This window comes from Alcanivorax sp., assembly GCF_019431375.1.
GTDB lineage: Bacteria > Pseudomonadota > Gammaproteobacteria > Pseudomonadales > Alcanivoracaceae > Alcanivorax > Alcanivorax jadensis_A.
The window spans coordinates 1657329-1679605 of the sequence record NZ_CP080267.1 but is presented as its reverse complement, the minus strand read 5'-3'; the positions used below and the strand labels follow the sequence as shown (position 1 = coordinate 1679605).

Annotated in this window: 27 protein-coding genes; 8 read left to right on the top strand and 19 right to left on the bottom strand. The window is 59.2% G+C overall.

Translation table 11 applies throughout. The features are described 5' to 3' along the window. Positions 1 to 17 precede the first annotated feature (17 nt). From KZ772_RS07770 to KZ772_RS07760, 3 genes are read right to left on the bottom strand one after another with little or no spacing between them, the layout of a single operon-like run. The gene (locus KZ772_RS07770) at positions 18 to 548 is read right to left on the bottom strand and encodes an SRPBCC family protein (protein ID WP_290539228.1); all 531 of its coding nucleotides are present in this window, start codon (positions 546 to 548) and stop codon (positions 18 to 20) included. Positions 549 to 582: 34 nt separating this feature from the next. Then, positions 583 to 912, bottom strand: coding sequence for a metalloregulator ArsR/SmtB family transcription factor (locus KZ772_RS07765; protein ID WP_290539227.1), 330 nt, complete (start codon positions 910 to 912; stop codon positions 583 to 585). A gap of 50 nt (positions 913 to 962) precedes the next feature. Next, positions 963 to 1592, bottom strand: a complete 630-nt coding sequence (locus KZ772_RS07760; protein WP_290539226.1) for a DUF2459 domain-containing protein — start codon at positions 1590 to 1592, stop codon at positions 963 to 965. Positions 1593 to 1756: 164 nt separating this feature from the next. Here KZ772_RS07760 and KZ772_RS07755 point away from each other — a divergent pair, with 164 nt between their 5' ends. The 4 genes from KZ772_RS07755 to KZ772_RS07740 all read left to right on the top strand — a co-directional run bounded on the left by KZ772_RS07755 (position 1757) and on the right by KZ772_RS07740 (position 4761). Then, a complete protein-coding gene (locus KZ772_RS07755) occupies positions 1757 to 2518 on the top strand; it encodes an alpha/beta hydrolase (protein ID WP_290539225.1) in 762 nt (253 codons plus the stop codon). Positions 2519 to 2661: 143 nt separating this feature from the next. Beyond that, on the top strand, positions 2662 to 3300 hold the full coding sequence (locus tag KZ772_RS07750) for a glutathione S-transferase family protein (RefSeq protein ID WP_290539224.1): 639 nt from the start codon (positions 2662 to 2664) through the stop codon (positions 3298 to 3300). Positions 3301 to 3452: 152 nt separating this feature from the next. Then, the gene (murI, locus tag KZ772_RS07745) at positions 3453 to 4241 is read left to right on the top strand and encodes a glutamate racemase (RefSeq protein WP_290539223.1); all 789 of its coding nucleotides are present in this window, start codon (positions 3453 to 3455) and stop codon (positions 4239 to 4241) included. Positions 4242 to 4356: 115 nt separating this feature from the next. Further along, complete coding sequence (locus KZ772_RS07740; RefSeq protein ID WP_290539222.1) at positions 4357 to 4761, top strand: VOC family protein; 405 nt, start codon at positions 4357 to 4359, stop codon at positions 4759 to 4761. A 200-nt stretch (positions 4762 to 4961) separates the two neighbouring features. Here KZ772_RS07740 and KZ772_RS07735 read toward each other — a convergent pair whose 3' ends face one another. Next, positions 4962 to 6224 carry a 6-phosphofructokinase gene (locus tag KZ772_RS07735; protein WP_290539221.1) on the bottom strand — a complete coding sequence of 421 codons (1263 nt, stop codon included), beginning with the start codon at positions 6222 to 6224 and terminating at the stop codon, positions 4962 to 4964. 286 nt (positions 6225 to 6510) lie between these two features. Between KZ772_RS07735 and KZ772_RS07730 the strand changes: the two genes are divergently transcribed. The 4 genes from KZ772_RS07730 to KZ772_RS07715 all read left to right on the top strand — a co-directional run bounded on the left by KZ772_RS07730 (position 6511) and on the right by KZ772_RS07715 (position 9607). After that, complete coding sequence (locus KZ772_RS07730; protein ID WP_290539220.1) at positions 6511 to 7035, top strand: hypothetical protein; 525 nt, start codon at positions 6511 to 6513, stop codon at positions 7033 to 7035. A 60-nt stretch (positions 7036 to 7095) separates the two neighbouring features. Further along, positions 7096 to 8469: a UDP-N-acetylmuramate:L-alanyl-gamma-D-glutamyl-meso-diaminopimelate ligase gene (gene mpl / locus KZ772_RS07725; protein WP_290539219.1), complete on the top strand. Its 1374-nt coding sequence runs from the start codon at positions 7096 to 7098 to the stop codon at positions 8467 to 8469. 80 nt (positions 8470 to 8549) lie between these two features. Then, the gene (locus tag KZ772_RS07720) at positions 8550 to 9008 is read left to right on the top strand and encodes a DUF2214 family protein (protein ID WP_290539218.1); all 459 of its coding nucleotides are present in this window, start codon (positions 8550 to 8552) and stop codon (positions 9006 to 9008) included. Then, a complete protein-coding gene (locus KZ772_RS07715; RefSeq protein ID WP_290539217.1) occupies positions 9005 to 9607 on the top strand; it encodes a flavin prenyltransferase UbiX in 603 nt (200 codons plus the stop codon). The genes KZ772_RS07720 and KZ772_RS07715 overlap by 4 nt, the downstream gene beginning before the upstream one ends. Before the next feature lie 141 nt (positions 9608 to 9748). Here the strand turns inward: KZ772_RS07715 and KZ772_RS07710 are convergent, their stop codons facing one another. From KZ772_RS07710 to KZ772_RS07640, 15 genes are all read right to left on the bottom strand, one after another. Then, entirely contained in the window at positions 9749 to 10468 is a 720-nt protein-coding gene (locus tag KZ772_RS07710; RefSeq protein WP_290539216.1) for a divalent cation transporter, read from the bottom strand. Between the two features lie 111 nt (positions 10469 to 10579). Beyond that, the gene (locus KZ772_RS07705; protein ID WP_290539215.1) at positions 10580 to 11314 is read right to left on the bottom strand and encodes an energy transducer TonB; all 735 of its coding nucleotides are present in this window, start codon (positions 11312 to 11314) and stop codon (positions 10580 to 10582) included. Beyond that, positions 11311 to 11724 carry a biopolymer transporter ExbD gene (locus tag KZ772_RS07700; RefSeq protein WP_290539214.1) on the bottom strand — a complete coding sequence of 138 codons (414 nt, stop codon included), beginning with the start codon at positions 11722 to 11724 and terminating at the stop codon, positions 11311 to 11313. The genes KZ772_RS07705 and KZ772_RS07700 overlap by 4 nt, the downstream gene beginning before the upstream one ends. After that, the gene (locus KZ772_RS07695; protein WP_290539213.1) at positions 11721 to 12101 is read right to left on the bottom strand and encodes a biopolymer transporter ExbD; all 381 of its coding nucleotides are present in this window, start codon (positions 12099 to 12101) and stop codon (positions 11721 to 11723) included. The genes KZ772_RS07700 and KZ772_RS07695 overlap by 4 nt, the downstream gene beginning before the upstream one ends. Next, entirely contained in the window at positions 12091 to 12762 is a 672-nt protein-coding gene (locus KZ772_RS07690) for a MotA/TolQ/ExbB proton channel family protein (protein WP_290539212.1), read from the bottom strand. The genes KZ772_RS07695 and KZ772_RS07690 overlap by 11 nt, the downstream gene beginning before the upstream one ends. A gap of 373 nt (positions 12763 to 13135) precedes the next feature. Beyond that, positions 13136 to 13573, bottom strand: coding sequence for a copper resistance protein NlpE (locus KZ772_RS07685; RefSeq protein WP_290539211.1), 438 nt, complete (start codon positions 13571 to 13573; stop codon positions 13136 to 13138). A 329-nt stretch (positions 13574 to 13902) separates the two neighbouring features. Continuing rightward, entirely contained in the window at positions 13903 to 14568 is a 666-nt protein-coding gene (locus KZ772_RS07680) for a class I SAM-dependent methyltransferase (protein WP_290539210.1), read from the bottom strand. An 8-nt stretch (positions 14569 to 14576) separates the two neighbouring features. After that, a complete protein-coding gene (locus tag KZ772_RS07675) occupies positions 14577 to 15245 on the bottom strand; it encodes a glutathione S-transferase (protein WP_290539209.1) in 669 nt (222 codons plus the stop codon). Between the two features lie 113 nt (positions 15246 to 15358). Then, positions 15359 to 16867 carry a D-alanyl-D-alanine carboxypeptidase/D-alanyl-D-alanine-endopeptidase gene (gene dacB / locus KZ772_RS07670; protein WP_290539208.1) on the bottom strand — a complete coding sequence of 503 codons (1509 nt, stop codon included), beginning with the start codon at positions 16865 to 16867 and terminating at the stop codon, positions 15359 to 15361. 152 nt (positions 16868 to 17019) lie between these two features. After that, positions 17020 to 18000, bottom strand: coding sequence for a lipoyl synthase (gene lipA, locus KZ772_RS07665; RefSeq protein WP_290539207.1), 981 nt, complete (start codon positions 17998 to 18000; stop codon positions 17020 to 17022). Between the two features lie 16 nt (positions 18001 to 18016). Next, the gene (gene lipB / locus KZ772_RS07660) at positions 18017 to 18706 is read right to left on the bottom strand and encodes a lipoyl(octanoyl) transferase LipB (RefSeq protein WP_290539206.1); all 690 of its coding nucleotides are present in this window, start codon (positions 18704 to 18706) and stop codon (positions 18017 to 18019) included. 579 nt (positions 18707 to 19285) lie between these two features. Beyond that, the gene (locus KZ772_RS07655) at positions 19286 to 19588 is read right to left on the bottom strand and encodes a hypothetical protein (protein WP_290539205.1); all 303 of its coding nucleotides are present in this window, start codon (positions 19586 to 19588) and stop codon (positions 19286 to 19288) included. Positions 19589 to 19800: 212 nt separating this feature from the next. Then, positions 19801 to 20070 (bottom strand): DUF493 domain-containing protein, encoded by a 270-nt coding sequence (locus KZ772_RS07650; RefSeq protein WP_290509828.1) that lies wholly within the window; start codon positions 20068 to 20070, stop codon positions 19801 to 19803. Between the two features lie 3 nt (positions 20071 to 20073). Further along, positions 20074 to 20946, bottom strand: a complete 873-nt coding sequence (gene dat, locus KZ772_RS07645; protein ID WP_290539204.1) for a D-amino-acid transaminase — start codon at positions 20944 to 20946, stop codon at positions 20074 to 20076. A gap of 68 nt (positions 20947 to 21014) precedes the next feature. Then, positions 21015 to 22175 carry a D-alanyl-D-alanine carboxypeptidase family protein gene (locus KZ772_RS07640; protein ID WP_290539203.1) on the bottom strand — a complete coding sequence of 387 codons (1161 nt, stop codon included), beginning with the start codon at positions 22173 to 22175 and terminating at the stop codon, positions 21015 to 21017. Positions 22176 to 22277 lie beyond the last annotated feature (102 nt).

The following is a 22277-nucleotide window of genomic DNA, read 5'->3' as shown; positions in this document are numbered from 1 at the left end:
GCATCGGCAAGATGGCGCTATTTCGCCAATACTTCGCGGTAGTGGCGTTCCAGTTCAGTATGCCGTGGCCAGAAGGCGCTACGCGCTCTGTTGCCCAGTTCCTCGATCAGTATGCCCAGATGCGTATGCCAGCCACTGGCCACACTGGTGCGGGTGTCGATATCCGTGGGCAGTCGGCGATGGGTAAGCAGCAGGTGTACCAGGTCGCCATCTTCGCTTAGTTCAAAGGTCACCTCGCCTTCGTTCTTGCCCCAGGTGTGCGCCAACAGATAGGGAGGTTCGAATCGGGTGATGGTGCCCGAGAGCGTGGCCTGATTTTCGATGCGCTGGTATTTCTCCGGTGCCGGCTGCTTGTCTTCTGACAGGTCCAGATTATGAAAATGAATCTCCACCGCTCCGCCCACAAACTGCCCGAGGGCGCCGCCGCCCAGCCAGCGAGCGCGCTTGTCCGGGTCGACAAGATAGGCCCATACCCGCTCAATGGGGCCGGGCAGGGTACGCTCCACCGTCAGGGTGGTAGCGTCGGTAAACTGCACATCGGGTTCCATGACGAATCTCCTTGTCGCGGATGCGGCCTGACTATCAGTCGCCGTCTTTCAGGGCTTGCTCCAGGGCATCCAGCTTGCTGTTCCAGAAGGCCCGGTAGCGTTTCAGCCAGGCGTCTGCCTCGGCCATAGGGGCGGCATTCAGGCGGCAATGGTGGATGCGGCCCTGTACCTCACGGTGAATCAGCCCGGCCTTTTCCAGTACCTTCACATGCTTGGAGGCACCAGCGAAGGACATGGCAAACGGTTCAGCCAGTTCCCCCACGCTGCGGGGCCCTTGCTCCAGCTGCTGCAGCATGGCCCGGCGGGTGGGGTCAGCCAGGGCGGCAAAGACCGCATCGAGATGTTGATCAATATGTTTAACCATATGGTTAAATTTAAGAGTGCTTGTCTGGATATTCAACCACTTTGTTTAATTTAATCGACAGACGGACACGCGCCAGCCTGATCGCCCTCGCGCAGCTGGCCCAACACCTGACCTGCAGTGAGGGTGAGAAAGACGCGTATCGGCAGTCCCGCGTCGTGCAAGCGCCTGGCGGTCCAGGTATTGCAGGTATTGCCGAACCAGAACGTGTCATTGGAAGGGAAGAAGCGGCTGTCCCCGTACAGCCCCGGGTCGCCGGCGGGTAAGTCCCCCCGATCATCCAGCTGGAAGTACCCGGCCAGGCTCTCCTGCAGCTGAGCAAGCTGTTCGGCACTCAGGCACAGTGCCTGCAAATCCGTATGCGGCAGCATTTCCGGATGTCGCTCCAGCCCCACCACATGCATGGTGGACCGGGTGGGCCACAACATGGCCCGCACCCGCAACCACAGGCTGTCATCCTGCCGGTAAAAGGCATCATCCCCCCAGCCGAATTCGTAGAACTGCGGCTCATTGAAGTGCGGCTCAAGAAATCCCAGGGCAGGGGAGAGCCGATCCGCCGGAAAGGCAATACCGGTATGCCACCGGTGGCGTACCACCAGCACTGTGACATCATCGTTCTCGGCCCCGGCCTGAACCGGCAGCGACAACACCACTGCAAGGACACCCACCAATAAACGCATCATGTCCACAGTTCAGCAAACAATAGGGCTCACAGGAAGTGTTGAACATAGGGAATTGCCGTTGTAAGTGATTGGGGGATCTGGTTTATTCGCTGATATGCAAATTCATATGTGGTGGCACTCGTTGCGAGGGACTGAATAACCGTGCGCCGCCTGACCTCTCTGATATGCAGTGTAATCGTCGGGTTTTGGGTGCCAGTCAGGTTCTACAGGTGGGAAGAATAGTGATCTATGTACTTGTGCCAGGCGCATGGGCAGGAGGGTGGGTTTGGGATGCGATTGCGGTCAGACTCTGCCGGTTGGGGCATGCAGTCCATCAAATGACGCTCCCGGGTTTGGAGAAGGGTGAGTGCGCAGAGAAGGTACATCTGAACACTCACGTTAACGCGGTGATGGACTATTTGGTGTCTCATGAGCTGAACGATGTGGTGCTGGTGGGGCACAGCTATTCGGGTATCGTTGTAGGTCAAGTGTCAGCCAGGCTTCAGCATCGCGTTGCGCACTGTGTTTTCATCGAAGCCTTCTTGCCCGTGGCCGGAAAGTCCATGCTTGAGGTGTCGGGACTTGATGTGACCCATGAAAAACAACTTATCGACGATAATGGTGGCCTTTGGCCTGCGCCGACCCTGGAAGAGCTCAAGAGCCAGCCCGGCCTTTCGGACGAATGGGTCAATCTGTTGCTGACAAGGCAAAAAGGCCACCCCGGAAAAACAGTCACCGAGCCGGCGGTGATGGTCGGTTCTCTGGATAATCTTAGTGCGACCTTTATTTCAGACGCGGGATGGCTGAATTCGTCACCAGAGGCGGATCTTGTAGCCGCTCTGCGAAAGCAGGATTCATGGCGCTTCAAGACCGTCAATGGTGGCCACTGGCCTATGCTTACCCTACCCGGGGAAATCACGATGCTATTGGATGAATTGGGGACCTGAAAAATACCGGCAGGTCGCACCATGTCTTTTTCGTTTCTCCTTCAAGAAAGGAAGCGTTGCGATCACTGAATCCAAGACTCATTGCGGCAAGAATAAGGTTTCCAGTTCGCCGTTTTTACTGCTCAGCCATGGAGGTAAATGCAATGACCGATCTGACCGTAACCACGTTTGACTGGGTCCCTGACATGCCCCGTGGCTATGTGCGTGATCTCCGTGTGCGTTGGGCGCTGGAAGAAGCCGGCTTGCCTTATCGCGTGGAGAGCGTGCCCTTTCGTAATCGGGATGCCGGGCACTTTTCTCACCAGCCTTTCGGGCAGGTGCCCTGGCTCACCGATGGTGACCTCATCATTTTCGAAAGCGGCGCCATCCTATTGCATCTGGCAGGGCGCAGCGAGGCGCTGATGCCAGCCGACCCGCAACGCAGAAGTGAAGTGACCCAGTGGCTCTTTGCAGCACTCAATTCGGTGGAGGCGGCAAGCCTGCCCTGGTCGCTGTTCAAGTTTTCCGGTGACACCGCTGATACACCGGGGCGGCAACATCTGGAGGGGTTTCTCCAGGCCCGCTTGCAGCACATGGAAGCGGTGCTGGCGGACCGGGATTGGTTAGTCGGGGCTTTCTCCGTGGCGGATATTCTGATGGCGGATGTGCTGCGACTGGTGGACCGGTTTGACGGCCTGGCGGAATACCCCGCCTGCCGGGACTATATGACCCGCGCCACTGCGCGCCCGGCCTTTGTGAGGGCCCATGCGGACCAGATGGCCCATTTTGCGGCGGCAGACTGAAGGCTCATGTTATGAAAGAACGACAACTTCCGGCTCATGGGTGCTGGCAGTCCTTTGTGATCCTGCGTCGTGCCTGACCCAACTCTTTCCCTGTTTCTGCTCTGGTCGAGTACACTATCGCCAACGATCAACCCGACCCCTCATATCCAGCCATGCCCCATTCCCATCCCATTGGCATCTTCGACTCCGGTATCGGCGGCCTCTCTGTGGCGGCAAAAGTGCGGGAATTGCTGCCCGCCGACGATATCCTCTATGTGGCCGATTCCCGCCATGCGCCCTACGGCGACAAGTCCGATAACTTCATTCTGGAGCGGATGAATACGGTGACGGATTTTCTGTTGGGGCAGGGAGCCAAGGCGGTGGTGGTGGCCTGTAATACCGCGACGACCTCGGCGATTGCGCAGCTACGGGCCACCTGGTCGGTGCCGATTATCGGCGTGGAGCCGGGGGTCAAGCCGGCGGTGCTGGCCACCCGTAGCGGGGTGGTGGGGGTGCTGGCCACCCCGCGGACACTGCAGACCCATTCCTTCAGTGCTCTGGCGGCACGGTTTTCCAGCACGGTGAGTATCGTGGTGCAACCGTGCCCGGATCTGGTGGGGCAGATCGAGGCGTTGCGTTTTGATGACGACAGTACCCTGGCACTGCTGAACAGCTATATTTCACCGCTACTGGAGAAGGGCGCAGATACCATTGTGCTGGGGTGTACCCATTACAACTATCTGGCTGAGCGCATTGCCCAAGTGGCAGGGTCCGGGGTGCAGATCGTCAGCACCGAGTCGGCGGTGGCCCGGGAAGTGGTGCGGCGGTTAACGTGCGAGGGCTTGCTGGCGGAATCCGGGAAAAGCGGGGGCGAGGCGTTTTACACCAGTGGCGAACTGGCGGTGTTTGGCCGACAGATCGACCGCTTGTGGGGGCCGGGGAAAGCGGTTTATTCGTTGTAGGGGCGACGCGTCTCACTAAAAAACGTGATGGCTGTGTCGAAAGCGCCAAGGGCAGTTCGATAAGGTGATGACAGCGCGCAAGGCTGTTTTGAACCAACCCTTGGGAGACAGCAGCATGACCAGAATGATCTTTGTAAACCTGCCGGTGGCAGATCTTACAGCGTCCATGGCGTTTTATACCGCGCTGGGCTTCGAGAACAATCCGCAATTCACCGACGAGACTGCCGCCTGCATGGTGTGGAGTGAGGCCATCCATGTGATGCTGCTGACCCATGACAAGTGGCGGACCTTCACCGACCGGCCGATTCCGCCTTCCTCTTCCAGTGAAGTGATGCTGGCACTGTCCTTTGACAGTCGTGATGCGGTGGATGCCGTAAATAAGGCCGCTGCGGACAATGGTGGCACGGCCGATATCAACCCGATTCAGGATCTGGGGTTCATGTATAACCGTAACCTGGCGGACCCGGACGGGCATGTGTGGGAAATGATGTGGATGGACATGGCGGCGATGGGGGGCTAGCGCGGGTTCCCCCGATCCCAGTCCGGGCTACAAAGCCCCCTGGAAGGGTATTTATTCGCTTCGCTCACCCTTCAGGCCGCACTTCGTGCGTTACTCCGCTCCGCTACGTTCCTGCAGGGGGCGTAGTGGGGTTGAAGGCGTGAACTTGGAGCAAAACAAAAACGCCCCGCATCGCGGGGCGTTTTTGTATCGGGGTGTGCTTACACCTCGAAGGCGTCGTTCAGCTTCTTGGCCACCGGGACCAGTTTCAGCTTGGCGAATTGCGGCAGGCCATCCTTGTAAGGGGGGTAGGACTCGCCGCCGATCAGCGGGGCCAGATACTCGCGGGCGCTGGGGGTGATGCCGAAGCCATCCTTGGTGATGAACTTGCGCGGCATCTTCTTTTCCACGTTGGCCACTTTCTTCAGCGGTGCTTCACCGATGGTCCAGCTGTATTTCTTGGTTTTCTTGCGTTCGATGGTGGGCATCACCGCGTTCTTGCCGGCCACGGCGAATTCCACGGCTGCGCGGCCCACAGCGTAAGCCTGCTCCACGTCGGTGGCGGAAGCGATATGACGGGCGGCCCGTTGCAGGTAGTCGCTGACCGCCCAGTGGTATTTGTAGCCCAGTTCATCCTTGACCATCTGGGCAATCACCGGGGCCACGCCACCAAGTTGTTTGTGGCCGAAGGCATCGGTGTTACCGGCGTCGGCCAGGAAGGTGCCGTCTTCATAGCGGGCGCCCTCGGACACCACGATCACGCAGTAGCCCACTTTCATCACTGTGGCTTCTACCTTCTTCATGAAGGCAGCCTTGTCGAAGGCGATTTCCGGGAACAGGATCAGGTGCGGGGCGTCGTCATTGTCTTCCTTGGCCAGACCCGCGGCAGCGGCGATCCAGCCGGCGTGGCGGCCCATCACTTCCATCACGAACACCTTGGTGGAGGTGGCGCACATGCTGGCCACATCCAGGGCCGCCTCACGGCAGCTCACCGCAGTGTACTTGGCCACGGAGCCGAAGCCCGGACTCACGTCGGTGAAGGGCAGGTCGTTGTCCACGGTCTTGGGTACGTGGATGGCCTGGATCGGGTAGCCCATCTTTTCGGACAGCTGGGACACTTTCAGGCAGGTGTCGGCGGAGTCGCCGCCACCGTTATAGAAGAAGTAGCCGATGTTGTGGGCCTTGAATACCTCGATCAGGCGCTCGTACTCGCGCTGGGAGGTCTTCAGGTCTTTCAGCTTGTAGCGGCAGGAGCCGAAAGCGCCGCCGGGGGTGTGCTTGAGCGCTTCGATGGCGCTTTTGCTTTCTTTGCTGGTGTCGATCAGCTCCTCGGTGAGGGCGCCGATGATGCCGTTACGGCCGGCGTAGACCTTGCCGATCACATCCTTGTTTTCGCGGGCGGCTTCGATAACGCCAGCGGCGGAAGCATTGATGACAGCGGTGACACCGCCGGACTGAGCATAGAAAGCGTTTTTACGCGCCATGAGAGACCCCTTGGTTCAATTTGCGTGCATTCTAGCGAAGGAGCCCATGAAACACACCCGGTGTTGTCGGACGATGACAGGGAAAAGGCAGCAACAAGCCTCAAGCTGCAAGCGACAAGGCGCGGGCTGGATTCGGTGGCCGTGCCCGCGATGCTATGCATGGATTTCGCGGGGGAGGTGTTTATCGTGTGGCTACACCGGCTTCCGCGTTGCAGCTTGAGGCTTGTTGCTTGCGCCTGCTTACTATTTCCCTCCGGCTCTGGAACAATAGCTCGCCGGAGGATCCATGACTGCATTGATGACATTGTTCTGGCGGTTGGCCATATTTCGTGCCGGCCCTGAAAACGCTCCCTACTCGCCCAGCCTGCTGGGCCTGGTGTTGCTGGGCTGGTGTGGCCTGCAGCTGCTGGTTGGCAGCTTGCAGACGGCGCTGCCGGTGCTGGTGCTGCTAAGCAGCCAGCTCACCTCGATGACGGTGATTCTGGCCGGCATCTTTGTGCTGTTGGGGTTCAAGGGACTGCAAAGCCGCTGGCTGCAGACCGCTCTGTCGCTGGTGGGTATCGATGTGGTGCTGACCCTGGTGACTCTGCCATTGCTGGCAATCAATGCAGGCATGGCCCAGTCCCAGGGCTGGATCGAGGGCCTGTATCTGCTACTGGTGAGCTGGCAACTGGCTGCGCAGAGCTTTGTCTACCATAGAGCCATGAATGTGGGCCCTTTCCTGGGCCTGGGCATTGCCCTGACCCTGCTGGTGGCGGGGTATGCTGCGGTGGTGATGTTGGTGCCGGAAGTGGTCACCGTAACCCGGTAAGCTTCACCTGACGGTCCCTTGCCGTTATGGTGCAGGGATTCTATTGATCGGTTGATTTCCATGCATATCCATATCCTCGGTATCTGTGGCACCTTCATGGGCTCCCTGGCGCAGCTGGCCAAGGCTCAGGGGCACCGTGTTACCGGTAGCGACCAGAACGTCTATCCCCCCATGAGCGACCAACTGGAAGCGGCGGGTATCGAACTGACCCAGGGTTATGATCCGGCGCAGCTGGAGCCGGCGCCGGATCTGGTGGTGATCGGCAATGCCCTGAGCCGGGGTAACCCGGCGGTGGAGGCGGTGCTGGATCGTGGCCTGCCGTATACCTCTGGAGCACAATTGCTGGAAGAGGTTGTGCTGCCGGGCCGGTGGGTGCTGGCAGTGGCCGGCACCCACGGCAAGACCACCACCAGCTCCATGCTGGCGTGGATTCTGGAACACGCGGGACTCAACCCCGGTTACCTGATTGGTGGGGTGCCCGGCAATTTCGGTGTCTCTGCCCGGCTCGGCGAAACGCCGTTCTTTGTGGTGGAAGCGGACGAATATGACACCGCCTTTTTCGACAAGCGCAGCAAGTTTGTTCACTACCGCCCGCGCACCGTCATTCTCAACAATCTGGAGTTCGACCATGCGGATATCTTTGCCGACCTGGCCGCCATCCAGACCCAGTTCCACCATCTGATTCGTACCGTGCCCTCCACCGGGCGGCTGATTCTTCCTCACGGTGAAACCGCTCTGGAAGAAACCCTGGATAAAGGCTGCTGGAGCGAGATCGAGCGTTTCGGTGAGGACGAGGCACTACTGGGCTATCGGCTGGATAGCGCGGATGGGTCTGCCTTTACCGTGCTGGAAAAGGGCGAACCAGTGGCCCAGGTGAATTGGGACCAGACCGGCCGGCACAGCGTTAACAACGGCATGGCTGCGTTGCTGGCGGCCCGACATGTGGGTGTCACCCTGGCCGACGGTGCCGCGGCTCTGTGCGAATTCCAGGGCGTGAAACGGCGCATGGAACTACGTGGCGAGATAGATGGCGTGCGGGTCTACGACGACTTCGCCCATCACCCCACGGCCATTGCCACCACCCTGGATGGCCTGCGTCGCAAGGTGGGGGACGGCAAAATTCTGGCGATAATCGAGCCCCGTTCCAACACCATGCGCATGGGCAGCCACAAGGAGGCGCTGGCGGCCAGCACCGGGGCGGCGGATGAGGTAGTCTGGTATCAGCCGCCGGGGCTGGACTGGTCTCTGGAACCGGTGGTCAGCGAATCGCCGGTACCAGCATCGGTGAGCAATGACATTGACGACATCATTGCCCGGGTGGTGGCCCGCAAGGGTGAGCCGCTGAGTGTGGTAGTGATGAGTAACGGCGGCTTTGGCGGCATCCATCAGAAGTTGCTGGATGCGCTGGGAAGATGTCTGACGTCTGACGTCTGACGTCTGTCGAGAAAACAAAGAACGGCGGAGATGGCTCCCCGCCTTTCTTCGCCGGCATCCATCAACAAGGAGACGTTCCCATGTTCTGGTCCGTATTCTGGGCATCGGTGCATTACCTCAGCATTCTGATGCTGTTTGGTTTTCTCTACGGGGAACTCCTGTTGTGGCGAACCGGTATCAACGAACGCAATATCCGTACTCTTCTGTGGCTGGATATCGGTTATGGCCTCTCGGCGCTGGCTGTGCTGATCAGCGGTATTGCGCGGGCTGGCTGGACGGAAAAAGGCTGGGATTTTTACCTGTCCAGCCCCTGGTTTCATGCCAAGGTGACCCTGTTTATTCTGATCGCGCTGTTGAGCCTGTATCCCACCAAGGTTCTGTTGGGCTGGCGGAAAACCGTGAAGGCCGGTCAGGTTCCCGAGATTGATGCTACGCTGCAACGCAATCTGCGCGGTGTGTTGGTTGCCGAGCTCCACTTGGTGGTATTGATGCCAATTCTCGCGGCGTTGATGGCCCGTGGTGTAGGTGTGGGTGTATGAGCAAACGAATAACCCTGGCTTTTACCGGTGCCTCAGGGGCGCCCTATGGATTACGCCTGCTGCAGTGCCTGCTGCAGGCGGATTGCGAAGTGTTCGTGATTTTGTCGAAGGCGGCGCGGGTGGTGATCGGCATGGAAACCGAGCTGAAGCTGCCAGCCGGCACCGGTAAGGCCGAACAGGCGCTGCGCGACTGGGTGCAGACTGACCGTGGCACGCTGGTGGTGTGCGGGCTGGAACAGTGGACTGCGCCGGTGGCCTCCGGCAGTGGTGCTCCTGCGGCCATGGTGGTGTGCCCGTGTTCTACCGGTACCCTGTCCGCCATCGCCTGCGGTGCCAGTGACAACCTGATCGAACGGGCCGCGGATGTGGCTATCAAGGAAGGCCGCAAGCTGATCCTGGTTCCCCGGGAAGCCCCGTTTTCTCCCCTCCATCTGGAAAACATGCTCAAGCTGTCCCGTCTGGGCGTCACCATCATGCCGGCGGCGCCCGGTTTCTATCACCAGCCAGAAACGGTGCAGGACCTGGTGGACTTCATCGTCGCCCGGTTGCTGGATCATCTTGGGGTGGAACAGACGCTGGTGAAACGCTGGGGGGAATAAAAGCAGCTACTAGCCCCGAGCTACTAGCTACTAGCTGCAACCGTTACTCTCATGCTTTGACGTGGACTTAGGCTTCAGAAGATCACTAGTTCCTGGATCGTGTGATACTCGAAGCTAGTAGCTCGGGGCTAGTAGCTTCCTTTACTGCACCAGCAAATGCCCCACCAACCCCAACGCAAACCCGGCCACTGCCCCCTGGGCCGGAGCCCAGTGTTTTTTCAGGGGCACCTGCGGGGCGATGTCCTGGAAGATCAGGTAGAGAATCCCGCCGCTGGCAAACAGCATGATGCCGCCCAGTACTAGCGGGCTGTCCACCAACACCAGAAAGCCGAGGGCGGCGCTGGCCGGGCCGAGCAGGGCCAGGGCAGCGAATGCCAGGATGATCTTGCGGGAAGAAAGGGTATTGCTCTTGCTGCTGCGGATTTCCCGGTAGGCGTTGAAGCCTTCTGGCAGGTTCTGCATGCCGATCAGGAATGCCAGCAGGTAGGCCTGGCCGCCACCTACCGCCAGTGCTGCCCCCAGGGCGATGGCTTCGGGGACAAAGTCCAGCAGCATGGCCAGCAGTTGGGACATGGCGCCACCATGGGCGGCCAGGGCCCGATCCACCACCATGAAGGCAATACCGCCGCCCACAAACAGCAGGGTGGCGGACAGGGGGTTATGGTGCCGGGCGCCTTCCGGCACCAGCACCAGGGCCACCGCTGCCAGCAAGGCACCGCCGCCGAAGGCGATAACCGTATGACGGATTTCCTGTTCCAGCCAGCCCCGTGCGATGTGTTCTTTGACACCAATAAGGGCGCCAGCGGCCATACTCAGGCCAGCGGCCAGACTGAGCAGTAACGCGAGGCTCAGATGACTCATGGGGGAAATCCTTGCTGTAGAAGTGGAGCAGGCAAGAGGCCTGCCATCTGCTCAACCTGATCCGTGTGCCAACATCGGTCAGGTTGAACATAAAGACTGGCAGGGCAGGGATCAACTGTTGCTGAGGTTGTAATCCACCGGGGCGATAATCTCCACCGGGATGCTGTCCAGATCCTTGGGTGGGGCATCAAAGCGTAGACGGGAGACAAGCTCCTGGGTCGCCCGATCCAGAATGCGGCTGCCTGAGCTTTCCACCACGGCCACTTTTTCGGCCCGGCCGGAGGCATTGATCCAGAACGACACTTTTACCGTGCCCTCCTGGCGACGCATGCGGGCGCGGTGCGGGTACTGCTTGTTGTAGTCGATGGTGTTGCGCACCTTGGCCAGGTATTTGTTCAGGACGTTTTCCGTATCCCCGGATTGATGTACTCCTTCGCCTGGGTCACCGGCCATGCCCTTGGCCCCTACTTGCTGCGTCTGGCTGGCAGCCTGCTCACTTTGGGCGTCTTCCTGAGCGTCCTGTTCTTCTATTTCCTCGCTTTTGGTCACCACAGGCTCAGGCTTCGGTTCCGGTTTCGGCTCCGGTTTGGGTTTCGCCACCGGTTTCGGTTTTGGCTTCACCTTGGGCTCGGGTTTCGGCTCGGGCTTGGGGGCTGGATCCGGTTTCGCCGGTGCGGGCGGCGCGGCGGGTTTTTCCGCCGGTGGTGCCGACAGATTCACCACCATCTCGGTGACGCCGGGCTTGCTCGGGCGTCCGCCGGCCAGGGTCAGGGCGCCCACGGTGACCAGTACGCTGGCGTGAATCAGGGCAGATGCGACCCAGGCAAACAGTGTGCGGGACGTCATTGGCCACCCCCGTCGTTGCGGGTCACCAGGCGCACCTGTTCCACGCCCAGGCCCTGCAGGGTTTGCAGGCGTTCGCGCAGGGTGGTCATAGTGACACCGGCATCTGCCAGCAGGCGGACTTCCGCGCCTTTCGGGCGTTCGCCGAGATACTCTTGCAGTGTGGCGTTGGTGAGTGCGGTGTCGTTATCTTCGGCGAACCACTGGCCATCCTGCTGCAACACCAGCAGCAGTTTGTCACGGGCTTCAGGGCCATTGGCGCTCTGGCTCAGTGGGGTATCCACAGACACTGTGGGGCTCTTGGCCAGCTGGCCGGCCAGCATGAAGAAGATCAACAGCAGGAACACCACATTGATCAGCGGCAGCACCGGTTCCAGCGGTGGGCGACGGGATGAGGTTTCCATGATCATCATGGCAACAGCTCCAGTTGTACGTCCTTGACGCCGGCGGCCTTGATGGCATCCACGGCGGCCAGGGCCTGCTGCAGGCTGGCATCGGCATGAACAGTGACCCACACCTTGGTCTTGGCGGTGTCGAGTCGATCCGCTACCGCGTCAGGAGTAAAGCTGACCCCGTTCAGATTCAGGTCGCCGTCGGCTTCCACTTCGACCACCAGCCACTTGTCATCGGGTTTGTTGATGCTGTCAGCGGGCTGCACGTTCACCGGCAGGTCGTAGAACTGCCCGAAACGGGTGGCCAGCATAAAGAACACCAACAGAATAAATACTACATCAATCAATGGCGTCAGGCTGATGAAGGGCGTGCGGTGACGCTCCGGCTCAATATGCATGCGCCACCGATGGGTCGCGGTCCTCTTCCAGGGGTTCGGATTCCGCGTGGTTGTTGCGCAGGACTTTCAGACGGGACAGACGGTCCTGCATCTTTTCCCGGCACAGCTCCAGGCTGCGATCCGCCCAGTGGAAGGCGGCCAGGGTGGGAATGGCTACGGTCAGACCGGCAGCGGTGGTCAGCAGGGCTTCCCAGATACCACCAGAGAGAATGGACGGATCCACCTGGGAGCCGGCGGTTTCCAGGGCCTGGAAGGCGCCGATCATGCCGAATACGGTGCCCAGAAGCCCCAGCAGCGGGGCCACGGCGCTGATCACTTCCAGGATACGCAGGCCGCCGCGCAGGTTATCCAAAGAGGTGCGCGCCAGGCGCAGGCTTTCTTCCTGCCAGGCGGCTTCTTCCAGTTTGCTGTTCTGCCAGCATTGCCATACCACCTGGTCGATGGGGCTGGTCAGTTTGCCAGGCTTGCCGGGCTGCTGCCCCTTGGCCAGGGCGTCCAGCAGGCGGTCTGCCTGACGGGCTCTGCCCGGGCGAACACGGGCAAACTGCAGAATCTTGGAGATCAGGGTGGCCAGGGCAATCACGGACATGAAGGCGAGCACCCACATGGTGGCGCCGCCGCTGACAAACCAGTCGGGTAGCTGCAGGGAAATTGGGGGCATGAAAAAACTCCTGCTACGGGCGAGTCATTGAAGGCCCGGTCATGAATGCAAAAAAAGTGTGTGTCCACGCTGGCACGCAGTTGTGATATGCCGGTGACAGGGGGAGTGAACCGACAAACACTGATTTACGGCTCTCAGCGTGGAGGCCCGAATTCGGTTCGCAATAATAGGTTTACAGGCCCCTTAATGCAAGTAATTCCTATTTGCAGTCTGTTCGGGGTAATGGCTTGGCGGATCAGCAAGCAGCAGGCTTTCGTGATTGGCGGTAGGGTAATTATCTGCTGGCAAGGATGGAAGTTTTGCGCCCGGCAGGCGCCTGGCGACAATAGTGATGGCCAGGTATGGCAGAGGGCGCCGAAGCGCCCTCACTGGCTTATTTGAGCAGCAAGCGATAGTTCATGTTGGATTCGATGCGGTTGCCGTTCTGGTCCAGCTGCTCAATGGCGTTGACGGCATCCTTGATGTATTGGCGATCAGCATCCGGGTCGTCAGGATTGATCGTATAGACGTCGTATTCCATGTTGCCCTGCATGCGTTTCTCGGCTTCCCAGCTGCCCCGCTCGGATGCGCTCAGCTCCACTTTGGAACCGCTCAGGTATTCTTCGCGCAGTTCAAAGCGGGTGGGGTTGTCGTATTGATCCCGGTACAGCGTCAGGGTGGTGCGAATGCCGGAGCAATCAGCGCAGGGCAGCATGCCGCTGTAGGTCAGCTTTTGGGCGGTGGGGTTGATCGGTTCTTCCGGTTGCTGGCTCTGGCAGCCGGTAACGAGGATGGCACTGCCCAGTACAGCGGCGGCGAGATAGGTTTTCATGTCGTTTACTCCCTGACAGCTCCTGTAAAGATACTGCTTAGAATAAAGGTTTTGTATTTGGTTCGCCGTTTTAACGTTTTTTGATGATTCTGTGGTGTGTTTGCGCGTTGTTTTGTAGACGGGAGCTATTGTTCTGAGTTGCGCAAGAAAGCACCTGGCGCGCATCAATCTTGCGGAAAAGCCACTGCATGACAGCCAGAAAGAAAACAAACACGGCCAGAAAATAGAAAAAAATCATGCTGCGATACCCCGTTTTTATTGTGCAGACAGGCTATGGCCGGATCGAGGGTCCAACCAGCAACACTTTGTTATCAGTTGTTGCTTTACTGTTATCGATGCTCGGGGAAGGCATGGAAAATGACAGATACAGGCATCTCTTGTTGCGGGTCCAGGGGTTCTTCCATGCTGACCCGGTAGCCCAGTCGTTGGAATAGGGAAAGCCAGTTTCCCAGGGTGCGAAAATACCAGGGTGGAGCATCACCGAAGTCGTCGCCGGAACCCGGCCAGCGGGTTTCCCGCCAGCCATTACGATAGTTCCCTTCACAGGCCATCAGTGGGTGCAGTGTCTGTACCAGCAGGGTGCCGGAGGGAGTGAGTCGGGTCTGCAGGTTCGCTAGTAACTGCTCCACGGATTGCTCGCCAAACAGGGAAAAGTTGCAGACGGCCAAATCGAAGGATTCGGTAAGGCTCTCTTCCAGTTCGTCGAATGACAGACAGCGGTAATCCCCATCCGGGTGTTGCCGGCGGGCGCTGTCCACCAGGGATTGGATGGCATCGATGCCAGTGGTGTGAATCCCCTGGCTGGCAAGGTGGCGGCACAGCCAGCCTTCACCACAACCCACATCCAGCACCCGGCCAGGCTGGTGGGCAAGGATGGCTTGTTCGATAGCCGGGTCGCTGATGCGGCGGCTGGCAATACCCTGGCGCTGTATCAGCCGGGTCCAGGGAACTGCGTTGTCATGCCAGCTGGCAAGGATGCGTTGTTCCGGTGTCATGGTGCGTTTCAGCGCATGGGGGTCAGTGGGCCTGCTCGTTCGACGGCTCGCTGGTAGGCGGGGCGTGCTTCCATCTGTTCAAGAAAGCGCTGTATGGCCGGCAGGCTACTGAGATCGGCGCGGGTGGAGGCCGCCTGCAATGGGAAGCTCATGATGATATCCGCCGCACTGGGAGTATCGCCGGTGAACCAGTTCTGCTTGCCAAGGTGTGCCTCGATGACGGCAAGCTGGTTTTCCAGTTGCGGGTCGATAAAGGTGCCGATGACCTTGCCGCTGATGCCTTTGGCAACCGGGCGGACGATAAAGGGCATGGGGGATTTGGGAATGCGGCTGAATACCAGCTTCATGACCAGCAGGGGCATCAGCGAGCCTTCCGCGTAATGCAGCCAGTAGCGTTCCTGCACCCAGCGTGGATCTTCAGCGCTAATTTTCCAGGCGTCGTTGCCGTGTCGTTGGATCAGGTATTCGATAATGGCACCAGACTCGGCCACGGTGATATCGCCATCGGTGATCACCGGGGATTTTCCCAGTGGATGAACCTGCTTGAGCTCTGGCGGTGCCAGCATGGTCTTGCTGTCACGGGTGTAGTGGCGAATCTCGTAGTCCAGGCCCAGCTCTTCCAGTAACCAGACAATGCGCAGGGAGCGGGAATTTTCCAGGTGGTGAAGGGTGATCATGGGCTGCCTCGCTAATTCGATGTTGCCGGGCAGCATAGCAGAGATGGAAGGAAAGGAATGTCAGACGCTCGACACCCAGACATTGCTTCCCATAAAAGCAAAGGACACCGGTATCAGTGTCCGGCGGTATCAATGCTGGGTGGGCGCGCGGCCAGGTGCACCTGTTCGATCACCGAGTCGAGGATGGTCTCTGTACGCCAGGCCTGGTGATGGTTGACCATGGCGACTACCGCCCAGGTGGTGTTGTTTTCATCACGAGTGAAGCCGGCGATGGAGCGCACGTCTCTCAGTGAGCCTGTCTTGATATGACCGAGGCCAGCCATGCCGGCCTTGCCAAGCCGGCGTCGCATGGTGCCATCCATGGCGATCAGCGGCAGGGAGGCGATCAGCTCTGCAGCAAAACGGCTTTCCCAGGCTTGCTGGAGCAGGCCTGCCATCTGCCGTGCGGAAATGCGCTCCAGCCGTGATAGCCCTGAGCCGTTTTCAAACACGATGCCCTTGCTGTCGATGCCTTTGGTTTCCAGCCATTCCCGAATGGTTCTTTCTGCCGCAGCCAGATCATCCCGGTCGTCGGGCTGGCGATGTTTGGCGCCCAGGCTGAGAAACAACTGGCGCACCATCACGTTGTTGCTCCACTTGTTGATGTCGCGAACCATGGTGACAAGATCTCGCGAAGAAGTAGTAGCCAGCAGTTCCGTTCCGCTGTCACGTGGGCGCAGGCCCTGCCGTATCTGACCGGTGAGGGTGCCGCCCAGTTGCTGCCAGAGGCCGGTGATCAGGGCGCCGGTATAGTCGGCCTGGTCCATCACCGACAGGTAGCTGCTGGTGGAACAGCCTTTGGGCAGCACGCCGGTGATGGTGATGCGGGTATGGCCGCTAGCGGTCAATGTCGGTTCGTAGTCGAACTGGTAACGACGGGGGCAATGGCCATAGTCCTTGAAGACCATGCGGTTATTGATCTCCACACCGTTAAGGTTGGGCTCGGTCCAGGTATGAATGCCTCTTTCGTCAGCCCGGGAACGAATACGCAATACGTTCAGATTGGTGAGCAGGGCATGGGGCTCAACCAGGAAGGGGGCGTTGGGGTTGTCGCCGTCATCATCGAAATCAGGGATACCGTTGGGCAGATTGAAGGCACTGGCATCCAGTACCAGATCGCCCTGGATATGTTGGATTCCCATGGCACGCAGCTCGCGCATCAGTAGCCAGAGGCGTTCTTCGGTCAGTTTCGGGTCGCCGCTACCAACGAAATAGAGGTTGCCGTGCAGGGTGCTGTCACTGATCTTGCCATCAGTGTACAGGCGGGTATGCCACTGGTAGGTGGGGCCGAGCAGCTCCAGGGCTGCGTAGGTGGTGACCACCTTCATGATGGAGCCGGGATTGAAGGGCATGTCCGCATTCAGAAAGCGGGCTTCGCCGGGGCCGTTCAGAGGAATCGCGGTAACCGCCAGATGCTCGTCAGCCAGTTGCAGGTTTCTGGCGGCTTCCAGTACTGGAGCCAGCAAGGGAGTGGGTGAGCCCGCATGGGCCGGAGTGGCGGCCATGGTGCTCAGCAGGACAAGACATGGCAGGGCGTAGAAGAGCTGGAGAAAGCGCGCGCTGAAGGCAACTGGGTGATACATGGACGGACCTGGCCACAAATTGGCAGAAAGTAGAGCAACTGGAAAAATGACAGGCTACTAGACTAAACCAAAGCCTGGGCCGGGTCAGTGGTGGGAGCAGCGATGAAATGTAAATTTCATCGCCTTTTGCGTACCGGTCGAGGGTCGGGGGGTCAGTTGGGCTTGTGCATGCCCACATCAATGCCCTTGTGCTGCAGGTCCGCATGGTAAGAGCTGCGCACCATGGGGCCGGAAGCTACCGAGCGAAACCCCAGTTCGTTGGCGATACGGGCATAGTCGCGAAATTCGTCCGGGTGGACGAAACGCTCCACCGGGGCGTGGTGTTTGCTGGGCTGCAGGTACTGGCCGATGGTCAGCATGTCCACATCGTGGGCGCGCAGGTCCTGGATGGTGCTGATGACCTGCTCGTAGGTCTCGCCCAGGCCCACCATGATGCCGCTCTTGGTGCTCACGTCCGGGCGGCGAGCCTTGTAACGCTGCAGCAGATCAAGCGAATGCTGGTAGCGGGCGCCGGGGCGAATGTGTTTGTAGAGCTCCGGGACGGTTTCGATATTGTGGTTAAACACGTCCGGTGCGGTCTCCACCAGGATATCCACGGCGGTGTCCAGGCAGGGGCGGAAATCCGGGGTGAGAATCTCGATCTTTGTCTGCGGGGTGCGAGCACGGACCTGGCGGATGCACTCGGCAAAGTGCTCGGCGCCACCGTCGGCCAGGTCATCCCTGTCCACGGAGGTAATCACCACATACTTGAGCCCCAGGTTGTCCACGGATTCTGCCAGATGCAGAGGCTCTTCCGGGTCGAGCGAGTTGGGTCGGCCGAAGCCCACATCACAGAAGGCGCAACGGCGGGTACAGATGTCGCCCATGATCATGAAAGTGGCGGTGCCACCGCCGAAACATTCCGGCAGGTTGGGGCAGGCCGCTTCCTCGCAGACGGTGTGCAACTTCTGCTCGCGCAGCATCGACTTGATGCGCTGAATTTCGCCGTTGGCGGGGACCCGCACGCGGATCCAGTCCGGTTTTCGCTGGTAACCGGTCTCTTCATTGACCATGGGAATGGTGCGTACCTTGTCCGCGCCACGCAGCTTGTCGCCGATCTGAACCTTGCGCTTGGCCTGTGCCTGCTCGCTCATGGGGTGTCCGTTACTGTCAGGGTGCCGGGCTGTGGTGGGCCGGCGGAAATTCGGAAGTGTCATTGTACCAGTCGGGCAAGGGGGCTGTCCGTGGCGTCAGGCCCAGACGTTTGGCTAATAACGTCACCAGCTGCTGCTCCATGGTCTGGCGATCCAGCACCACGCCCTGTTCGCTGAGGGTGGTCATGGGCTGGCCCACATGGCCGCAGGGGTTGATGCGCTGCCAGGGCGACAGGTCCATGTCCCGGTTGATGGCCAGCCCGTGGTAACTGGCCCCCCGGCGGATGCGCAGGCCCAGGGAGGCGATCTTGGCGCCATTTACATAGACACCAGGGGCGTCGTCCCGGTTCGCGGCGTCGATGCCATGGCTGGCCAGAAAATCGATGATGCCCTGTTCGATGGCGGTCACCAGGCCACGGCTACCGAGCCCCAGGCGTTTGATGTCCAGCATCAGGTAGATCACGGTCTGCCCGGGCCCGTGGTAGGTCACCTGTCCGCCCCGGTCGCTATTGACCACCGGGATATCCCCGGCATTGAGCACGTGCTCGGGCTTGCCGGCCTGGCCCAGGGTGAACACCGGTGGGTGTTCCAGCACCCAGAACTCGTCGGCCGTGTCGGCGGTGCGGCCATCGGTAAGCGTGCGCATGGCCTGCCAGCAGGGGGTGTAATCCACCCGGGGGAAATAGCGAATCAAGGCGTCGTTCATGGGGGGAGTATAAAGGCAGCTACAAGCTACAAGCTACAAGCTACAAGCTACAAGCTACAAGCTACAAGCTACAAGCTACAAGCTACAAGCTACAAGCTACAAGCTACAAGCTACAAGCTACAAGCTACAAGCTACAAGCTACAAGCTACAAGCTACAAGCTACAAGCTACAAGCTACAAGCTACAAGCTACAAGCTACAAGCTACAAGCTACACTGGTTGGATAGGCAAAGGTTGGAAAGTTCCCGGGACTTACTCATTTCGACGAAGCCGCGTAGGAGCTTGCCTGCAAGCGAACCGTGTTTGCGCGGAAATCGCCCGCAGGGCGATCAGTAATCTCAGAGCTCGACAGGTTTCAGACAGAATGGCGGACTTTGATCTTTGCCGCCTCGCTACGCTCGGTTCGCCTGCAAGCAGGCTCCTACAAAAAAACGCGGGCAGGGCGCTATGTGATTAGCATGGCCCAGACCGCGTTGCAGCTTGAAGCTTGTCGCTTGCAGCTGAAATAAAAAAAGCCCGGCAAAGCCGGGCTTAAGGCAGACCCCTTACGGGGTAACAACGATCGAACCAGAATAACTAGCCTAGATCAGGCGATTCCCTGTCCTCTGGTTTACCAGATGCAGATTCAGTTCCTGAACGCTGATGCCGAACTCGATACCGTCCTGGTCTTCTTCGAGGAGTTTGATGGTTTCAAAGGCATCAAAATGAACGGGGGTGCCATGCACGCTTTGCTGGATATGCGGGCTGCGCGGCATGGTCGGAATAATGTCCGCAGAATTGGGCATGGTGGCGGTATGAACAACCTGAGAGGTGTGAGTCGGTAGATCAACAGCGACCAGAATAAGCAAGCAACTGCACAAGCACAGTAAGGTCAGCATTCTCATTTTTGTGATCCCGTTACGTTCTTCTTATAAGAGTGACGATACGGGCACGCAGGTGCCAAACCAATGGTGGCTTGGTGAGGCTTGCGTGTCGGGCTGTGACCGAGGGTTAAATTGTGTAATGGCGAGGGTCTGAAGGCCACAGCTGTTGTCACAAGGAGCCACTAGCCAGCGGGCTCCTCTCGTGGCACTTCATCCTTCAGCGTCGGTAATTGTCAGAGCGACATCTTCACGTGGGGGCACTCATTGAGAGCCTTGTAGATCGCTTCCACCTGCTCACGGTTTCGCATGGTTACCTGGGCGGTGAAGGAGACAAAGTTGCCTTTGCTGCTGGGCTTGCGCGCCAGATGTTTGTCGGCGTCAAAATCCTCAAGATGGATCTCGAGAATCTCGATCAAGACGGTTTCCAGCGGCGAGTCCGCCAGGCCCATGACCTTGAGCTGCATGTCGTGGGGAAATTCCCAGAGGTGTTCCTGAATCGCCATTGGTTACTCCTGCTGCAGGCCGCACAGGCGGCGTTTGAAATCCACATAGTGGCGGGCCACTGTTTTCCACATGGGGCCAGGCTTGCCATCGCCAACCGCTGCCTCGTTCAGTTGCGTGATCGGTACCACTTCCCGGGTTGAGCTGGTGATCCAGACCTCATCTGCTTGACGCAGTTCTGCCTCGGTGATTTCCCTTTCCGCGAAGGGCAGGCCATGTTGTCCACATAATTCTACTATCAGGTCGCGGGTGATACCGCCCAAAATGGCATGATTTTTTGGTGGGGTAACGATCACACCGTCGCTCACGATAAAGACATTGCTGGCGGAGCCTTCGGTGACGAAACCATCGCGCAGCAGAATGGCTTCCATGGCGCCGTCCGACACGGCCTGTTGGCGCAGTAGGCTGTTGGGCAACAGCGAGATGGATTTGATGTCGCAGCGGGCCCAGCGGGTGTCATCCCGGGTGATGGCCTTGCTGCCGCTGGCGGTGTCCGGGCTGTCGGCGGCGGGCACGGCAATGGGACTGGTCATCATGAAAACGGTGGGGGCAACCGGTGGCTCGGGAAAGGCATGATCCCGTTTGGTCGCGGCGCCACGAGTGATCTGTAGATAAACCGACAGGTTGCCGCCGCCATTGCGCTCAATCAGCTCTTCACACAGACCCTGCCATTGCTGACGGTTGTGGGGATTGCGGATTTCAACTTCCCGCAAGGAGCGTTCCAGGCGTTCCAGGTGTTCGTCAAAACGAAACAGCACGCTGTTGTAGGCCGGGACCACTTCGTAAATGCCGTCCGCGAACAGAAACCCCCGATCCATAGGGGAGATCCGTGCCTCTTCCAGGGCCATGAAAGCGCCATTGAGATAGACCTGGGACATGTCGTTTCCTTTGACGAGCCTGACGCCTGACGCCACCGGCGGGGCGTCAAACGTCTAGCGGCAGGAGCTTAAAACAACCCCTTGAAGAACAGCAGAACATGATGCCAGAGCTTGGTAAAGAGGCCGGCTTCTTCGATGTTCTCCAGGGCAACCAGCGGCTTCTCCATCAGCACTTCATTGTTCTGGCGTACTGTCACGGTGCCGTATTGCTGACCTTGCCCGATCGGGGCTTTCAGTTGCGGATTTACCGTGATTTCCGCTTTCAGGCTTTCATGGCTGTCGCGGGGAATGGTCAGTACCAGGTCTTCGGCCAGACCCAGGCGCAGTTGTTTGCTCTCGCCCATCCAGACATCCACGGTGTCGAGGATGTCACCGGCACTGTAGGCCTTATAGGTTTCAAAGAAGCGGAAACCGTAGGTGAGCAGTTTCTGGGATTCCCGTGCGCGGGCGGACTCGGAATCGGTGCCCATGACCACGGTAATCAGCCGCATGCCGTCTTTCTTGGCGGAAGACACCAGGCAATAACCGGCTTCCTCGGTATGGCCGGTTTTCAGGCCGTCCACGCTGGGGTCACGCCACAGCAGCAAGTTACGGTTCTGCTGGGTGATGCCGTTGTAGGTATATTCCTTTTCCGCGTAGATGTCGTAGTGCTCGGGAAAGTCGCGAGTAATGGCGCGGGCCAGAAGCGCCATGTCACGGGCAGTGGTGTAATGGTTTTCAGCAGGCCAGCCGGTGGAATTAACGAAGTGGCTGTCATTCATGCCCAGACGGCGGGCATGCTGATTCATCAGGTCGGCAAAGGCATCTTCGGAGCCGGCGATGAATTCCGCCATGGCCACACTGGCATCGTTGCCGGACTGGATAATAATGCCGCGCAGCAGCTCGCCCACGGACACCCGGGTGCCTTCGCGGACAAACATCCGGGAGCCACCCATTTTCCAGGCCTGTACGCTGATCGGCGCCATATCCTGTTCGGAAATATTGCCTTTCTGCAATTCTGCCTCGGCGATATAGGCGGTCATCATCTTGGTGAGACTGGCCGGAGGCAAGCGCTGGTCGGCGTTATGTTCGACGATGATATTGCCACTGGCCGCATCCATCAGCAGATAGCCGCGAGCGTCAATCTGTGGGGGGCGGGGCACACTGCTAGCCTGGGCCTGCAGTGCAATCAGGGAGCCAATAGTGGCAAACACGATAAAGAGGATGGAGCGGAACGACTGGGGGTGCATGAGTTTCCTGCCTGTTGTGTCCTTGTCTGCCTGAAAATTCAGGAATCAGTGCGTCGAGGGGCGGCCCAAGTGTCTTTGACAGAGAAAGGGCAAAAAATTCCC

What these genes read in the sequence shown, in the direction of transcription:
- KZ772_RS07770 (WP_290539228.1), bottom strand. Translation starts at nt 548, where the DNA reads ATGGAACCCGATGTGCAGTTTACCGACGCTACCACCCTGACGGTGGAG.
- KZ772_RS07765 (WP_290539227.1), bottom strand. Translation starts at nt 912, where the DNA reads ATGGTTAAACATATTGATCAACATCTCGATGCGGTCTTTGCCGCCCTG.
- KZ772_RS07760 (WP_290539226.1), bottom strand. Translation starts at nt 1,592, where the DNA reads ATGATGCGTTTATTGGTGGGTGTCCTTGCAGTGGTGTTGTCGCTGCCG.
- KZ772_RS07755 (WP_290539225.1), top strand. Translation starts at nt 1,757, where the DNA reads ATGCAGTGTAATCGTCGGGTTTTGGGTGCCAGTCAGGTTCTACAGGTG.
- KZ772_RS07750 (WP_290539224.1), top strand. Translation starts at nt 2,662, where the DNA reads ATGACCGATCTGACCGTAACCACGTTTGACTGGGTCCCTGACATGCCC.
- murI (WP_290539223.1), top strand. Translation starts at nt 3,453, where the DNA reads ATGCCCCATTCCCATCCCATTGGCATCTTCGACTCCGGTATCGGCGGC.
- KZ772_RS07740 (WP_290539222.1), top strand. Translation starts at nt 4,357, where the DNA reads ATGACCAGAATGATCTTTGTAAACCTGCCGGTGGCAGATCTTACAGCG.
- KZ772_RS07735 (WP_290539221.1), bottom strand. Translation starts at nt 6,224, where the DNA reads ATGGCGCGTAAAAACGCTTTCTATGCTCAGTCCGGCGGTGTCACCGCT.
- KZ772_RS07730 (WP_290539220.1), top strand. Translation starts at nt 6,511, where the DNA reads ATGACTGCATTGATGACATTGTTCTGGCGGTTGGCCATATTTCGTGCC.
- mpl (WP_290539219.1), top strand. Translation starts at nt 7,096, where the DNA reads ATGCATATCCATATCCTCGGTATCTGTGGCACCTTCATGGGCTCCCTG.
- KZ772_RS07720 (WP_290539218.1), top strand. Translation starts at nt 8,550, where the DNA reads ATGTTCTGGTCCGTATTCTGGGCATCGGTGCATTACCTCAGCATTCTG.
- KZ772_RS07715 (WP_290539217.1), top strand. Translation starts at nt 9,005, where the DNA reads ATGAGCAAACGAATAACCCTGGCTTTTACCGGTGCCTCAGGGGCGCCC.
- KZ772_RS07710 (WP_290539216.1), bottom strand. Translation starts at nt 10,468, where the DNA reads ATGAGTCATCTGAGCCTCGCGTTACTGCTCAGTCTGGCCGCTGGCCTG.
- KZ772_RS07705 (WP_290539215.1), bottom strand. Translation starts at nt 11,314, where the DNA reads ATGACGTCCCGCACACTGTTTGCCTGGGTCGCATCTGCCCTGATTCAC.
- KZ772_RS07700 (WP_290539214.1), bottom strand. Translation starts at nt 11,724, where the DNA reads ATGATGATCATGGAAACCTCATCCCGTCGCCCACCGCTGGAACCGGTG.
- KZ772_RS07695 (WP_290539213.1), bottom strand. Translation starts at nt 12,101, where the DNA reads ATGCATATTGAGCCGGAGCGTCACCGCACGCCCTTCATCAGCCTGACG.
- KZ772_RS07690 (WP_290539212.1), bottom strand. Translation starts at nt 12,762, where the DNA reads ATGCCCCCAATTTCCCTGCAGCTACCCGACTGGTTTGTCAGCGGCGGC.
- KZ772_RS07685 (WP_290539211.1), bottom strand. Translation starts at nt 13,573, where the DNA reads ATGAAAACCTATCTCGCCGCCGCTGTACTGGGCAGTGCCATCCTCGTT.
- KZ772_RS07680 (WP_290539210.1), bottom strand. Translation starts at nt 14,568, where the DNA reads ATGACACCGGAACAACGCATCCTTGCCAGCTGGCATGACAACGCAGTT.
- KZ772_RS07675 (WP_290539209.1), bottom strand. Translation starts at nt 15,245, where the DNA reads ATGATCACCCTTCACCACCTGGAAAATTCCCGCTCCCTGCGCATTGTC.
- dacB (WP_290539208.1), bottom strand. Translation starts at nt 16,867, where the DNA reads ATGTATCACCCAGTTGCCTTCAGCGCGCGCTTTCTCCAGCTCTTCTAC.
- lipA (WP_290539207.1), bottom strand. Translation starts at nt 18,000, where the DNA reads ATGAGCGAGCAGGCACAGGCCAAGCGCAAGGTTCAGATCGGCGACAAG.
- lipB (WP_290539206.1), bottom strand. Translation starts at nt 18,706, where the DNA reads ATGAACGACGCCTTGATTCGCTATTTCCCCCGGGTGGATTACACCCCC.
- KZ772_RS07655 (WP_290539205.1), bottom strand. Translation starts at nt 19,588, where the DNA reads ATGAGAATGCTGACCTTACTGTGCTTGTGCAGTTGCTTGCTTATTCTG.
- KZ772_RS07650 (WP_290509828.1), bottom strand. Translation starts at nt 20,070, where the DNA reads ATGGCGATTCAGGAACACCTCTGGGAATTTCCCCACGACATGCAGCTC.
- dat (WP_290539204.1), bottom strand. Translation starts at nt 20,946, where the DNA reads ATGTCCCAGGTCTATCTCAATGGCGCTTTCATGGCCCTGGAAGAGGCA.
- KZ772_RS07640 (WP_290539203.1), bottom strand. Translation starts at nt 22,175, where the DNA reads ATGCACCCCCAGTCGTTCCGCTCCATCCTCTTTATCGTGTTTGCCACT.